At 65.6% G+C, this 14603-nt stretch carries 8 protein-coding genes; all 8 read left to right on the top strand.

Annotation, left to right across the window (positions count from 1 at the left end):
* Positions 1-488: 488 nt before the first annotated feature.
* The 8 genes from ACLIVD_RS44055 (at position 489) to ACLIVD_RS44020 (ending at position 14553) form a co-directional block, all read left to right on the top strand.
* Positions 489-839 carry a hypothetical protein gene (locus tag ACLIVD_RS44055; RefSeq protein ID WP_242324389.1) on the top strand — a complete coding sequence of 117 codons (351 nt, stop codon included), beginning with the start codon at positions 489-491 and terminating at the stop codon, positions 837-839.
* 88 nt (positions 840-927) lie between these two features.
* Positions 928-2559: a ParB/RepB/Spo0J family partition protein gene (locus ACLIVD_RS44050; protein ID WP_242324391.1), complete on the top strand. Its 1632-nt coding sequence runs from the start codon at positions 928-930 to the stop codon at positions 2557-2559.
* Positions 2560-3322: 763 nt separating this feature from the next.
* Positions 3323-3697: a hypothetical protein gene (locus tag ACLIVD_RS44045; RefSeq protein ID WP_242324393.1), complete on the top strand. Its 375-nt coding sequence runs from the start codon at positions 3323-3325 to the stop codon at positions 3695-3697.
* Positions 3698-3720: 23 nt separating this feature from the next.
* Positions 3721-4143: a hypothetical protein gene (locus ACLIVD_RS44040; RefSeq protein ID WP_242324395.1), complete on the top strand. Its 423-nt coding sequence runs from the start codon at positions 3721-3723 to the stop codon at positions 4141-4143.
* A 25-nt stretch (positions 4144-4168) separates the two neighbouring features.
* Positions 4169-4381 (top strand): hypothetical protein, encoded by a 213-nt coding sequence (locus tag ACLIVD_RS44035; protein WP_037198229.1) that lies wholly within the window; start codon positions 4169-4171, stop codon positions 4379-4381.
* Positions 4382-4571: 190 nt separating this feature from the next.
* Entirely contained in the window at positions 4572-5231 is a 660-nt protein-coding gene (locus tag ACLIVD_RS44030) for a hypothetical protein (protein WP_201453180.1), read from the top strand.
* 77 nt (positions 5232-5308) lie between these two features.
* Positions 5309-14353 carry a helicase-like domain-containing protein gene (locus ACLIVD_RS44025; protein WP_242324397.1) on the top strand — a complete coding sequence of 3015 codons (9045 nt, stop codon included), beginning with the start codon at positions 5309-5311 and terminating at the stop codon, positions 14351-14353.
* Entirely contained in the window at positions 14350-14553 is a 204-nt protein-coding gene (locus ACLIVD_RS44020) for a hypothetical protein (RefSeq protein WP_242324398.1), read from the top strand. Before ACLIVD_RS44025 ends, ACLIVD_RS44020 begins: the two co-directional genes overlap by 4 nt.
* Positions 14554-14603: the final 50 nt, after the last annotated feature.

Raw genomic sequence — 14603 nt, 5'->3', positions numbered from 1 at the left:
TTCGCCTCCGCCTGGTTGCGTCCGTCATATGCGGAACGGTACCTGTGGGGTCTCACAACGGTGACGGATCCGCAGTCGGCCCCCACTCGCCGTGAGCAACTCCGCGCTGCGACGTCGTGAACCGGTGACGCGACCGAACGCGACCGTCTACCAGCTGGGACCCGCCTGCCCGGCGGCCTGGCCACCTTCGGTGTCCCCCAAGAGGATGATGCAGCTCCGCTTCGCTCCGCCCTGTTGAAGAACATCGTTCTTGTTGACTTGCTGGCCTTCCGATCCTGATCGACGGCGGTCCTGGCAAAACCCCTGACGGCTTCGCCGGCCTTTCGGCTCCGAGAACTTTCTCAACCCGCACTCGCTTCGCTCGCAGAGAAACTTCCCGGCCCAGAGGTTGCGCCACGCCCTGATACCGCCGATCCGACTCTCCCTTGCCAGCAAGGCAAAAAGAACGATCAGGGCGGCAGGTGACCTGATCCGAACTGGAGGTAACTGTGAGCGGCACAAACGATTTCGTGGTCAACGGAGTCATCACCAGCAGTCCCGATGTCGCCCGCGCCGAACTGGCTCAGGCACCACTCACCGAACGAAAGGCACACAAGGTGTACGACATCCTGGCTATCTGCGAGGCCGCAGACGAGTTCGCCGAAGAAGTGTTCGCGGACAAGTCGATGGTCGAATCGGTTGCTCTTCTCGACTGCCGCTACGTCGACCGCTACGTCGCGTTGCTGGAAGTACTGGGAGGCAGCGCGGTTGCCGCCGACCTCCGTGACCTCCACGGCGCAGAGTACGACTTCCACCAGGGAGCGGCGTGCACCCTCCCGCACAGGTCCGCGACCGGCTAGCTGAGGCATTTCGACCGGAAAACACAAGACACCGGGCAGTGGGTACCTGCCCGGTGTCTTTGATCCGAATCCTAGGAGAGAGACCAGCATGACTGCAATTCAGAACGGGCCCGTCGCCGAGATCATCGACGGCGAAATGTTCGTCCGTCTCGACCCGCACGCTCTCGACATCGGCGCCAACGTCCGCGACCAGGTCGACCTGTCCGAGACACCCGACTTCGTGGAATCCATCCGCGATCACGGAGTGCTCGAGGCGATCAGCGCCGTTCAGCTCGCGGACGGGCAAATCGTCGTCCGCGACGGTCAGCGGCGCCTACTCGCCGCGCGAGAGATCGGCGCGAAGTCGATTCCGGTGATCGTGCGCCTGGACACCGCCACAGACGAGCGTGCGCGCAACGCCGAACGCCTGATCGCCCAGATGGAGGCGAACGACCAGAGACTTGCCCTCACGCCAGGCCAACGCGCCGCAGGAGCCGCGGAACTACTGGACCTGGGCATCTCGGTGACCAAGGTCGCCAAGGCCATCCACGAGGACAAGGCTTGGGTGGAAAAGGCAGCGAAGGTCGGCAGGTCTCAGGTCGCACGCACCCTCGTCGACGAGGACCAGCTCGACTTCGAGAGTGCCGCAATACTCGCGGAATTTGACGGTGACGAGGAGGCCGTGCAGCAATTGCTCACCTGCCCTCGATGGCGATTCGTCTCGACCGCCGAGGAGCTGCGAGCAGACCGAATCGCACAAGAAGAATTCGCGGACGCAGCCGCACCCTACGAGGACAAGGGATTCCTCGTTGTACGCGAGCACCCCGGCTACGGCACCGTGCTCGCGATGGCTGATCTGCGCACCCCCGAGGGCGGCGAGGTCACCATCAAGCACGTCGAGTCCAACGCCCAGCACTGGACCGTAGTCCTGAGCAAGGGCCAGCTCATCTTCGACATCGAGACCGGGCTACCGCTCGATGAGGACGCCATCGACTGGTACACCGAGGGACAGGCGGACATCGAGGCCGAAGAAGGTTTGGTTCACGTCAACACCGTCAATATCGAGGACACGTGGCTCCCCGAGTACGTGTGCGCCGACCCGGACGCCGCAGGATTGCAACTCTCACCGGTGATGGTGGCGGTACGAACGGGTGGACCGGGCGTGGACGCTTCGGTGACGGAGGGCGATCCAGGCGCAGAGGCGGAGCGGATCGTGCACCGGGAGTGGCTCGAAGCCCAGGCCGAGGCTCGGCGTAAGGAACTCGAGACCGAGGAACGCGTGCGGCGCGAGCGCAAAATGGTCCGCACGCTCAATCTCAAGGCCGAAGCGGCGACCGTCGTCAGGCGAAAATTCTTGAGCGGTCTGCTGGCGGCCAAGACCCCGCCGAAGTCCGCTGCCGCGTACGTCGCCACCACACTCGCCGGTGACGGGCACCTGCTCACCGAGTACCGGGCGGACGAAGTCCTCCAGGAAGTGCTGGCGATCAAGGCGCTATACAAGGCGGATTTCGTGGCCGACCAGGTCGTCAAGGCCGGCGCATCCCGCGCGCAGGTCCTCACTCTGGCCCTGGTCCTCGCCGCCCAGGAGTCGCGGATCGTCAAGGACTCGTGGCGATCCAAGCGCAGGGGCACCGAGGCCTACCTGGAATACCTCGAGGGCCTGGGGCATCCGCTGACGCCGATCGAGGAAATCATGGTCGGACGACGGACGTCGGATCAGGTCTTCGACCTGGACGTATAGGACTGCCGACGAGAAGCGCCCCTACCAAAATTGGTAGGGGCGCTTCTGTTGACTCGGTTGTCAGAACTGATTGAACCAAACTACGAAGTTGTTCCACGGTCCTGTGAGTGGAGACAGCCACAGGACGTAGCCGAAGTCAGGGAGAATGCCGGTCATCATGGCTCCTTAGAACGGATTCCACCAGTTGGCGATTTGGGTGAGAACGGGGCACCAAAAGGCCCATTCCCCTACCGAAAACCAACCGGGAAGGTCAGGCAAGGTGCCGATCATGCTCAGTACCGCCAATCCATCCAGGATTGAAGCAACGGCTGCCAGAGGTGCTGAGTCGGCAGCAGGACGTGCAGACTGAACCAATTGGCTGCGTCGGTGAATAGCCCGAACATCAGATGCTCCTTACCAGGGATAGCCGGTCAGAGGGTTGTAGCCGTTCCTGAGCAGCCAGAAGAAGCCATATCCTGCTGCATACAGCGGATAGGCCCATGGTGGGAGCCAGTCCAATTCGGGCGGGTACATGTCGCCGTTCTTGCCCATTTGCCAGCTCCGGTCCTCCCCGACCATGTCCTTGTGAATCGCATTTATGCCGCTTGAGCGTTACAGCCGCGGCGCTTCCGTGTACGGCGCCCAATCCACCAGGCGTCAGCGCTTCAACGCAGCCGGGCCACGTGGAGAGCAGCGGTTGACGCACTAATGCTCTACTTGGAGAGGTCTCTATGTAGAGTAGGTGGCGAGGTCGAGTGGAAGGCGGATCAAGCGTGAACGGCTTATGACGGTTCTATTGATCGACCAGGACGCGTTGCGGGGCGGGGTAGGGCTGGCGGTGCATCAGCCGATGGGCGCCGGCCACGAACAGGCACTGACGCAGGTGGCGCGCGAGTTCTACGAGCACAGCGACTCCTGTGCCGCGACCGAATCCCTGGCTTCGAACATCGCGCTCGACGACGGCGACCTCATCTGGCGCAGCGGCGACGGCCACGACATCCTGTTCACCGTTGTGGACGTCTCCGGAACGCTCCGCCTCCGAGTGTTGGAGAAGTCGTCGGAGCGCTGGGTTACCGTCGCAGACCGACCCGTCGACCCGCGCGATGCCGCCAGCATCGCACACGCAGCCTGGCACTTGATCTCACTACTGATGGCATGAACGAGAATCCAGAAGGAGCAGGCATGGCCAAGGTTGTTCACCTCGCGGAGGGCGTGACGATTCCGCACTTCGATTACTACGCCACCGATGTCGAAATGGTCGAGCTGAACGAACTCTTCGAGGACTGGGCGCGCCGCCACGACGTCCTCGACGAGTGCGAACGGTCCAAGCTGGGGCCGCAGAAGGTCAAGTTCGTCGCCGCGTTGCGGGCGCTCGAAGAGTATCGCTGCGTGCACGTTGGGGATTTCGAGTCCGGTCACTCGTCCGTGTGGTTCACCGTGGAGAACCCTCTCGCGAGCTTGCTCGTGAAGGCTAGAGAATTGGATCCCTCCAATTCGCTCCTGCGACTGCAACCGACCAAGATCGAGGTCGAAATGCCATGGACCCGGATTGCAGCGGTTACGTCGATCCTCGACTTCCCTGCCGCTGCAGCCGAAAGCACCTAACACCCGCTAGAGAGGTAGGCCTGCGATGGACGGAAACGCGTTCGCCACCACCGTGTTTGTCGCGTTCAATGTGTTGTCCATCACAGGGGCGGTGGTCTGCGCTCGCCGCTCGTACAACCGCCATCGCCGCCCTGCACGGGCGTTCATGGCGGGTATCGGCGGGTTGTTCATCGCCCCGTTGGTGCTGATGGTGTGCGTCGCTCTGGCGCGCCCTCAGGGGGCTCAGCGAAGCTCTTGAACCCACCGAGCAATTCGGCATTAGTGCAGGTCAGGCACCATTTTTGTCGTTGTTCTGTAGTAAAATCGACCTCAGAAACTCCCCGTTTTCGGGTGGGGTGTCGCCCTGGATGGGCGCTGACGAGGAGGTCGAGTGGCACGCGGAAACGTCAACCAGGGCGCGTTCGATTTCGAGGATGAAGGAGCAGGGGATGGAAGCGCAGAGCGAGGAAGCGATCGAGCAGGTCGAGGGAATCGACGTGACGATCGCGGACGAGACGCGACGGATTCTGGTCGAGTGGCTCGGCCTGGACCCGACGTCCCCGCAGGACCTGGAGCAGATCGACCGGGAGGCTCTGCGCCTGCAGCAGCTGACCGAGTCCGCGAGCGGGCCGCTGGAGACACAGGCGCACGAGCAGTGGGCCGAGGCGAACCGGGGCATGACCCCGACCTACTGGAACGTGGTGCAGGCGAAGGAAACGGCGTGGCGGGCGGCGCGGGAGATGATCCTCGCCGAGGAACTGTATCCGCAGGTGACACCGGAGATCGCCGCCCGCAGGACGGAATTCGAGGCCTGGGCGGACAACCAGATCGAGGCGGAGCAGGACCGGGCCCGTCGGGAACACGATCCGGACCGGTGGAAGAGCCTGAACGTGCGGCCGATGCCGGTGGCGGAACAGATCGTGCACCGGGTGTGGCTCGATCGGCAGGCGTGGTTCCAGCAGTTGGGGCGGGCGCTGGTGGCGCAGCGGATCGAGGACAACCAGCCGGTGCCGATGACCGCGTACGACCCGATCGCGGACGAGCTGGCGGAGATGATCGACGAGGAGATCCGGCGCAATCCGCCAGAGGACCCGAATCTTCCGTTCTAGCTGCACAAGCGCAGTGGGCGGCCGCCAGCGAGCAGGTCGCCGAACTCGAACGGCACGGCGCCAAGCTCACCCGGCAGTTGGCGGCCGCTCAGCGAGCGCTCGCGACCGCGCAGGAGCGAGGGCTGCAGGCCGGAATCGTCGCGAACACCGAGAACATCCACAGCATCACCGGGAAGCTCGAGCGGCTGCGAACGCAGTGGCGGGTGCAGTCGGCCCGAGAGGGTGAGCTGCGCAATCAGATTCAGGCGCTGGGCGTCAATTCGCGTGAGGTGCCGCGTGCCCTCGTGCAGGAAATGTCCACGGCAGAGCGCACCCCGAAGGCCGGTTGGCGTAGCGAGGCGATCAGCCGGGCGCAGATCCGCAAGCTCGAACAGCTGGCCGGTGAGGTCGAGAAGCCGTTCACGGTCGACACGACGATCACCAAGGGCGAAGCGCACGACCTCATCTCAGCCATCCTCAGCGGCAACCTCAAAGAGGTCCAGTTCCGCGATCGTCCCGCCGGCCCCCTGTTCCCAGAGGCCGCGCCCACCGACAATGCGCAGGTCGACACCGCAACCGCCGACGCTTCTGCCGACATCGAACCGGTCGCAGCGCCCGTCACGACGGCTGTGGACGCGACCGCCGAGGTCGAAGCCAGAATCCTGCAGGCACTCTCCGAGCCGGACACCGAAGCGGATACCGCCGCCGCCTCCCCGGCGAACACCGCCACCCAGTTCCTCGCCTGGGCAGAGGGACATTTCAAGACGAAAGCCCAGGTGGCGCTGGCGGACCTGATGAGCGACCGGCAGAACATCTCGGACGAGATGTTCACCGCGTGCCGGACGATTCTGCTCCACACCGACCGGTGGCACGAACTGGGCCGCAAGGCCGCCGAGGCGTACTGGGAAGCCCGCCGCCCCGAGACGATCCAACACCCGATCACCACGGCGATCACCGACGCAGTGGTGGCCGCGCGAGACGCCGACGAACGCGAGGTCGGCGAGGCCTACCTCGAAACCGCGCAGCGGGCCACAGAGTCCGTGCTGGCGGCCGACGAGAACACCGAGATCGACACCGATCTCGATCTTGACGACGAGATGAGTCTCGAACAGGCAGAGGCCGAACTCCTCGAACTCAACGACCGAGTCGAGACCCTCGAAGCCGTTCAGGAAGCCCTGGACCTGGGCGTCATCCCCGAGAACGACTGGTACCGGCGCGCCCGAGCGAAGTTCGACCCCGCCACACCGCTGGACCTGCCGGATCCCGACTGCGACCCGGCCTTCGTCACCGCTCTGCGCAAGCTCAAGGGCGAAAAATCCCGGGTCGCAATGACGAACCAGTGGTGGAAGGGCTGCGTCGACGCCCAACGCGACGTCACGGCCGCCGACCAGGCATTCCTGTACGCGGCGGCCGCCGCGGATCCGAACATCATCGACGCGGTCGGCGGCCGCCTCGCCGACGACCTCGCGGCGCACCACCCATTCGCGCGAATGGTCCACGACAAGATCGTCGACCTCGCCCGGGACGGATCCACAACCCGACAAGCAGCCGCCCAACTCATCGTCCGCGACAGCCGCCAACTCCGGGACACCGGGTTCTACGACACGGTGACCCAGGCCTGGACCGAGGCGCACCGCGACGATCTGACGTGGGACAAGTCGGTACGCGAGGAGTGGACGCAGTGGATGCGCGCGCACCTGCGCAGCGATCCGCTCGTCGCGCCCTGGGCAGGTCTGCCCTCCGCGACGCGTGTCCCGCAGCTCGAAGCCGCCATCGAGGTCGCCTTCGATGTCCTGAGCTTCGAGCGTCCCGATCTCGTCGACGCCACCGCGAGCATCGGCCAAGAGCGACTCGCCGCCGAACTGCGGCGCACCATCGTGCCCAACCTCCACGACGACATGCAGGTCGTCTACGCCCACAACGGCCACGAATACTTCGAACAAGGCGGCTTGCACGGACTGCGACTGAAATCGAAGCCGCGGTCCGGAATCCGCCACGTCTCGGTGGGGTGGGAGTACACCCTCAACGGAGCCGACAACGAGGTCAACTGCGGTGACGACTACCGTGTCGCCGTCGGTGGCCTTCTCGAAGACGCCGGCCACCCGATACCGGCGTGGGTCGAACGCACCTACCGGCCCGTGCGCGAGGCACGCGATCGTGTCACGTCCACCGCCGCCATGCTCGCACTCGGGCACGAGTTCTACCACGCAGCCGCACACAGCGATCCGCTCTGGAAGTACTCGAAGAACGGATCCGCCGCAGCCGACACCGGGCCCGTGCAGGAAGCGCGCCGCGGCATCATCGACGACCTGCGCCGCACACTGCCGGGCGAGGTCTCCCTGCTCGAAGCGAAGGGCTTCAATCTGGACTGGGTGCTGCGGACCGAGGTGGACCATGCGCTGATCACCGGGCTGCGGAAGAACAAGAACGCGAAGGACCCGAACGCCACCTTCGACGTCAGCGATCTGACGATCTACCAAAACGACAGCGTGTACGTCGGTGACCCCGAGGGCACCCACATCGAGCTGAGACTGCCGCGGCAGAACCGAGATACCGCGGCCGCCGAACTGGACGGGCAGGTCTACAGCGAGGTTCATTCCTGGCGCGAGGCCATCGACGAGGCCCGCGTGCTCCTGCCGCGCAAACGCGCCGCTGCCTCGTCCGAAACGGCCGAGGTGACTCAGACGGTCGAGGCCGAACGGGACGCTCAGACGCAGTCCGAACAGGCCACCGCCGAGGAGATCGAGATCGCGGCGGCGCCGGCCAGCCCGCCTGTCCTCGACGAACACCAGGAGACCACCGCCCAGGAGGAAGGGACCGACCCGTCGTCGGAACAACCCGGGGTCGCCGACCAGGCGGCCCCCACTGAGCAGACTCCTCGCACCGCCGACGCGGAGTTGCTGGTAGTCCCCGATCATGTTCACGGCGAACCGATCACCAGTCCGCTGTGGCGCAACGGCGGCCTGATCGAGGTCCGCAAGGAAAGCGGCGGTCACGTCTGGGTTTCCCCCGAGACCGCCGCCCAGTACGCGCCCGCCGATTCCGCACCGGCCGCGGAGCCGGAGCCGGGGATCACCCAGGCACCCGAGGCCGCCGCACCGCTCACACCGGACGAGCTGGCCGCCCTGGACCCGCTGACCGCCACCACTGGCGAGCTGGCGCAACGGCAGGCGCTGCTGGAGTCGATGCTCGGGGACGCCGAGGATGCCGAGGCCGAGGAGATCGCGGAGATCCCGCGGCCGGCAGCGCCCATAGCGGCACCCGCGGACTTCGAGCTGGGCACCGACATCCTGGTCCCGTCCGGTGCGAAAGCCCGTGTCCGCGCCAACATCGCCGCTGTCCGGCTGGTCACTGAGCTGGACCGCGAGCAGCGGCTGGCGACGGCGGACGAACAGACAGTCCTCGCCCAGTGGTCCGGCTGGGGCGCGGTGCCAGAGGTATTCGACAACCGGGCACGGTTCCGCGATACCTGGCGCACCGAACGCGACTCGTTGTACGAGCTCCTCGGCGAGCGAGGCTTCGCGCAGGCCCGCGAGACCACCCTCAACGCGCACTACACCGATCCGGCCGTGGTCCACGAACTCTGGCGTGCCGTCGAACGCGCAGGGATGCCGAAGAACGCCCTGATGCTCGAACCCGGCTGCGGAGCCGGGTACTTCGTCGGCACCGCCCCGGCCGGAGTGAACATGGTCGGCGTCGAAATCGAGCCGATCAGCGCCCAGATCGCGCACCACCTGTATCCGTCGCAGCAGATCCGCAACCACGGATTCGAGCGGAACTTCGCCGGAAACGACACCTTCACCGGCGCGATCGGCAACGTGCCCTTCGGCAAGGACGGCGTCTACGACCCGATCCACAACGCCGACGGCCATTCACTGCACAACCAGTTCATCGTCAAATCCCTGGCCCTCACCGCCCCCGGCGGCTACGTCGCGGTCGTGACCTCCGCGTACACCTCCGACGCGAGACGGCCGGGTGCACGTCAGAAGATCACCGAGACCGCGGACCTGATCGGCGCGGTGCGGCTGCCGACCGGAGCTTTCGACCGGCAGGCCAAGACCGCGGTCGTCACCGACGTCCTGGTGTTCCGCCGCCGCCCTGACGGGCAGGAACCATCCCCCGAGACCGCGGCGTGGGCCGGCGAGGTCAAGAGCATTCCGCTCGACCATCGACAGGGCGCGGACCAGGGCGGCGCACCGACAGCGCCGTACTGGATCAACCGCTACTTCGAGCAGCACCCCGAGCGGGTGCTCGGCACCCTGGCGGTCGGGAGCGGTCCGAACGGCAAACTGAATCTGATCGTCGAACCCCGCACCCACACCCCGCTGGCCGAGCAGATCCGCCGCCAGCTTGACCCGATCATCGACCGGGCCGTCGAGCGCGGACTCGGATTCACCGCACCCCGGCCGTCGCCGACGGCCGCCGCACCGTTCACCACCGCTGGCCTGTTGACCGGCACCGGAATCGAAGCAACGACGGTCGAACCCGGAACGATGCGGTTCGACGAGGTCAAAGGCCAGTTCGAGCAGTTCAAGATCGGTCAGGGATGGACCTACGTCAACTGCATCGGCAAGGACAAGGCCGAGCAGTGGAAGGTACTCATCGCACTCGGTGAGACCGTCATGAATCTGACCGAGGCAAGCCGCCAGGTCGACTCCACCCGGGCCGAACGCGACGCCCTGCGAGCTCAGCTGGGCACCCTCTACGACCGCTACACCAACCGGTGGGGACCGCTGGGCAGGTTCACCCTCACCGAACCCGCGCCGCTGACCGAGAAGAAGATCGCCGAACGCCTCGACAAGGCCATCACCCGGTGGCGCATCAAGACCGGCAAGGCCGAGGCCCGGGAGGAAGGGCTCAGCGCCGACGAGGCCGGCCCCTACACGGGGCCGATCCCCGACGATGTCCTCGAGGACATGCAGGACAAGGCCGCTACGGAGCCGATCCCGCAGAAGAACCAGAACCACCTCAAGGGTGCGGTCCTGCGTGATCCTCGAATCGGCATGGTGCTCTCGATCGAGAACTTCACGTCGCGGTTCGACGGCACCGACGCCGAGGCCAGCAAGTCACCGATCTTCACCGAGGACACCACCCCGTTCAAGAGTCGAGCCGAGACGGCCGACCATGTCGACGAGGCAATGGCGATCAGCTTCGACGAACTCGGCTACCTCTCACCCGAGCGGATGGGGGAGTTGCTCGACCTCGAGGTCGGCGATGTCATCGACCAGGCCCGCGGGCGCATGTTCCCGTCCCTCGATCACCCCGGCGAATGGGAGATCGCCGAGACGTTCCTGTCCGGGCACGTCCGCGACAAGCACGCCAAGGCCCAGCGGCTCGCGGCCGAGGACCCCGAGCTCTACGGCGGGGCTGTCGAAGCCCTCGAACGGGTCATCCCGCCCGATGTCGATCCGGCCGCCATCGGTGTCCGGCCCGGGGCGATCTGGGTACCGATGGAGTACTACCGGGAATTCCTCATCAAGGAGTTCGGCCTCAACCCGAACCGGCTCACGACCGAGTTCGACAAGGTCAGCGGCAACTGGAATTTCGAGACCGAGCAGAACAGCCGCCACAAGAACCCCACCAGCGGCTACACCGACAAGTACGGCAGCGCCCAGCTCTCAGGGGTCGAAATGTTCAACCTGATCGCCAACAACAAGGCTGTTCAGGTCCTCAAGACCGCCGAGGAACTGGAGCGGTCCCCGAAGCCGCGGTTCCATCCCGAATTGACGGCCGCGGCCCGGTCGAACGCGGCCGCCCTGCAGGAGCGGTTCGCCGAATGGTTGTGGTCCGACGGCGACCGCTACGTCACACTCGCCGCCACCTACAACGAGCTGTGCAACTCGTTCGTCAAACCGAAGTACGGCACCGAGTTCAAGCAGTTCCCCGGGCTGAACCCCAAGTACGAGCTGTACGACTACCAGGCGGCCGCCGTCCAACGGTTCCTGCACGACGAGACGATCCTGCTCGATCACGTCGTCGGCGCCGGCAAGACGTTGACCATGACGGTGTCCTGCATGGAGGCCAAACGACTCGGGCAGGTCCGCCAGCCGTGGGTCGTCGTCCCGGGCCACCTGCTCTCGCAGTGGGGCAACGAGGCCCGCGACGCCTATCCGAACGCGAAGATCCTCGTCGCCTCCGAGCTCGACGGGATCGAGGACCGGCAACGGTTCATCGGGCAGACCGCCGTCGGTGACTGGGACATGGTGATCGTTCCGCAGTCCGTGTTCGGGCTGATCGCGATGAAACGCGAGGCGCAGATCGAATACCTCGAGAACGAGGAAGCCGAACTGCGGGGCGCCCTCGCGGCCGCCACCAAGTCCGGATCGGAGTTCTCGGTCAAGCAGATCGAGAACGCGATCAAGGCGATGAAGAAGCGCATCGAGACGATCGTCGGGCAGAAGTCCACCGACGACGGATTAAGTTTTGAGCAGGCAGGGGCTGACTTCCTCTGGATTGACGAGGCACACGACTACAAGAACCTCTCGAGGCCCTCGAACTCCGCGGACCTGTCGGTAGCGGAAGGGTCGCAGCGGGCCACCGACCTGGAAATGAAGGCGCGGTTCCTGCGCAAGCAAGCTCAGGACCGCAACGCCCGGGCGGGCAAACCCAACGCGCCCGCCAAGGCGATGGCCTTCGCCACCGGTACCCCGATCACCAACGCCATGTCGGAGATCTGGGTGATGACCAAGATGCTGCGGCCGGACCTGTTGGTGCGGACGGGAATGAGCCGGATCGACAACTGGGCCGGCACCTTCGCCAAGCCCGTCACCGCGGTCGAAATGAACATCACCGGCACCAAACTGCGGATGGTCACTCGCATGGCCGAGTACGCGAACGTGCGCCAGCTCGTCGCGATGCTCGACCAGTTCCGGGACGTCGTGACCGCCGACCAGATCCCGGTTCGGCTGCCCGTGATCGAGGGAGGAACGCCCACGATCCTCGAATTCGACCAGGGCCATGACGTCCTCGATTTCGTCGCGGACCTGGACGAACGGCTGGGCAACGTCAAGGGCGATGAGATGCACATCGACAACACGCTCAAGATTTCCACCGACGGGCGCAATGTCGCCATGCACCCGAGACTGGCGAACCTGCCGTCCCCGCCTCCGGAGAACTCCCGGGTCGAGGTCGCCGCCGACGCCATCTGGAACGCCTACGTCGACAACGCCGACGTGGTCATTCCGGCCGACAAGTACGGCCCGGACATGACCGGCGCCTTCCAGCTCGTGTTCTGCGACCGCGGGACACCGAAGGTCGGTGACAGCCGCCGCGCTCGCAACGTCTACACCGAACTGCGCGACGCCCTGATCGCACGGGGGATGAAACCCGAGGAAATCGCCTTCATGCACGACCACAACTCGCCCAAGGCGAAAGCCACACTCACCGAGGCGTGCCGCGACGGGCGGATCCGGGTCCTGCTGACCTCGACGAAGAAGGGCGGCACCGGACTCAATGTCCAGCGCGCACTCAAGCAGCTGGTCAACCTCGATCCGGCCTGGACGGCTGCGGACATGGAACAGCGGATCGGGCGCATCATCCGCCAGGGCAACACCTTCGAGAAGGTCAGCGTCATCAATGTTGTGGCCCGGCGTTCCTACGACGCGATGATGTACCAGTACGTCGCCCGCAAGTCCGGGTTCGTGGCCCAGCTGCGCCGTGAAGACGTCCCCCAGACGATGGAGGACGTCGGAGGCGACCTGTCGTTGTCGTGGGCGCAGACCAAGGCCGCCGCAACCGGCGACCCGGTGTTCGTCCAGCAGGTCGAGGCCGAGCAGAACGTCACCATGCTCGAAGCCCAACGCAACGCCGTCACCAACAACAACGCCGCCCGGCAGGCCACGATCCGCTCCCTCGAACGGCAGATCGCGGCCGGGACGGAACGGCTTCCCGAGCTGAGGGAACAGAGCGGGAAACTCCAGGAGTGGCTCGCCACCCCGGACCGCAGCAAACGCATCTGGCACGTCGCCGGCCGCGCGGTGCCCGACAGCGAGGCACCCGAACTCCGCGATGCGATCACCGAAGCGCTGGCACAGGCCCGCGAAGAGGTCACGAAGGCACGCAAGTTCCTTCCGATCGGGTCGATCAACGGGGTACCGATCACTCTCGGCTACTCGCACACCCTCGCCAACTACATCGTCGACATCGCGGGGGAGGAGCGCTACATCGAGCGCGACAAGCTGATCGACATCGTCGCACTCGACAGCGCCACCACCGGGTTCATTCAGTCCACCCGAAATCACCTCTCCGCCGTCAGCAACCGCGGCGACGCACTCGCCGCTCAACTCGAACGCGACAAGGCCAAACTCGACGTCGCCACCGCCGAGCCCGAGCTGGTGTTCACCCAGGAAGACGAACTCGAACAGGCGAAGCTCGAGGCCCATGAACTGAGCCTCGAGGTCAACTCCCGGGAGAACTCACCCGAGGCGCTACGCCGCGAGCGGCTCGACACCGAACGCCGCCGGGCCGACGGCCAGTACCGAGGATGGTCGCTCGACCTCAACCCGACCGAAGGATGGGCGGAGGAGCAAGGGATGACCCGGGAGGCGGTGATCGCGAGCGTGCCCGGGCGCATGGCCGCCGCCCGCAAGGAGTGGGAAGAAAACGCCCAGGCTCGCGCCGACGACCTCGCACGGCGGCCCTGGCAAACTCTCGACGCCAGCGAATACGAGTGGCGGTACGGCTTCGACCCCAACTCCGGAATGCCCGGCGCCCGCACGTACTGGCACGGCCGGCAGTGGAACTGGGAATCCTGGGACGGCAACGGGCAGACCGATCGCGGAGCAGCCAATCGTCGCGGTGACGCCTTCGCCACCAGTTCACGGAGCGCCGACACGCTCGCCAAGGAACGCGGGGTGCCCCGGGAGAAGCTGTACGAAGCGAGCCTCAACCGCGGCGTCGAACACACCACGGCACCGGATCAGTCGACCGACGCCATCATCGAGCCGACCCAACCGGTCGCCACGATCGTGGAGCAGTCGGTCATCGACGGTATCAAGGCCGCGAGCAGCGGACACGCCCGCCCGATGCGAGATGTCCTCGGCACCACCGCCGATGCGGACAAAGGGAGCGTCACCCCGATCCACCCGGAAGCCGAGATCGACCGCGACTACGGAATCGACGAAGAAGGCGAGCGCGCGGTATGAACGACGACGAAGCACCCCGTGGGCTGACCGAAGCGCAGGCGCGAGCTGAATACGACCGGCTCGCGCCGATCATGGCGATCGAGGGGCGAACGATGGACGAGCCCACCAAGGAACTCCTCGTCCAACTGCTGCAGGAGAACATCACCCTCGACGATGCTCTCGAATTGATCCTGCTCCGTCGAGGGCAGACCGAGCAGTGACCCAACCGCGGCCGTTCTCACAGGAGCGGATCGACTACTTCATCCCGTCG

It is taken from the genome of Rhodococcus sp. G6(2025) (assembly GCF_058628105.1).
This window is presented reverse-complemented; position numbering and strand designations above follow the sequence as displayed.

Excerpts from the sequence above, each read along its gene's own strand:
- ACLIVD_RS44050 (WP_242324391.1), top strand. The coding sequence starts at position 928 with ATGACTGCAATTCAGAACGGGCCCGTCGCCGAGATCATCGACGGCGAA.
- ACLIVD_RS44045 (WP_242324393.1), top strand. The coding sequence starts at position 3,323 with ATGACGGTTCTATTGATCGACCAGGACGCGTTGCGGGGCGGGGTAGGG.
- ACLIVD_RS44040 (WP_242324395.1), top strand. The coding sequence starts at position 3,721 with ATGGCCAAGGTTGTTCACCTCGCGGAGGGCGTGACGATTCCGCACTTC.
- ACLIVD_RS44035 (WP_037198229.1), top strand. The coding sequence starts at position 4,169 with ATGGACGGAAACGCGTTCGCCACCACCGTGTTTGTCGCGTTCAATGTG.
- ACLIVD_RS44030 (WP_201453180.1), top strand. The coding sequence starts at position 4,572 with ATGGAAGCGCAGAGCGAGGAAGCGATCGAGCAGGTCGAGGGAATCGAC.
- ACLIVD_RS44020 (WP_242324398.1), top strand. The coding sequence starts at position 14,350 with ATGAACGACGACGAAGCACCCCGTGGGCTGACCGAAGCGCAGGCGCGA.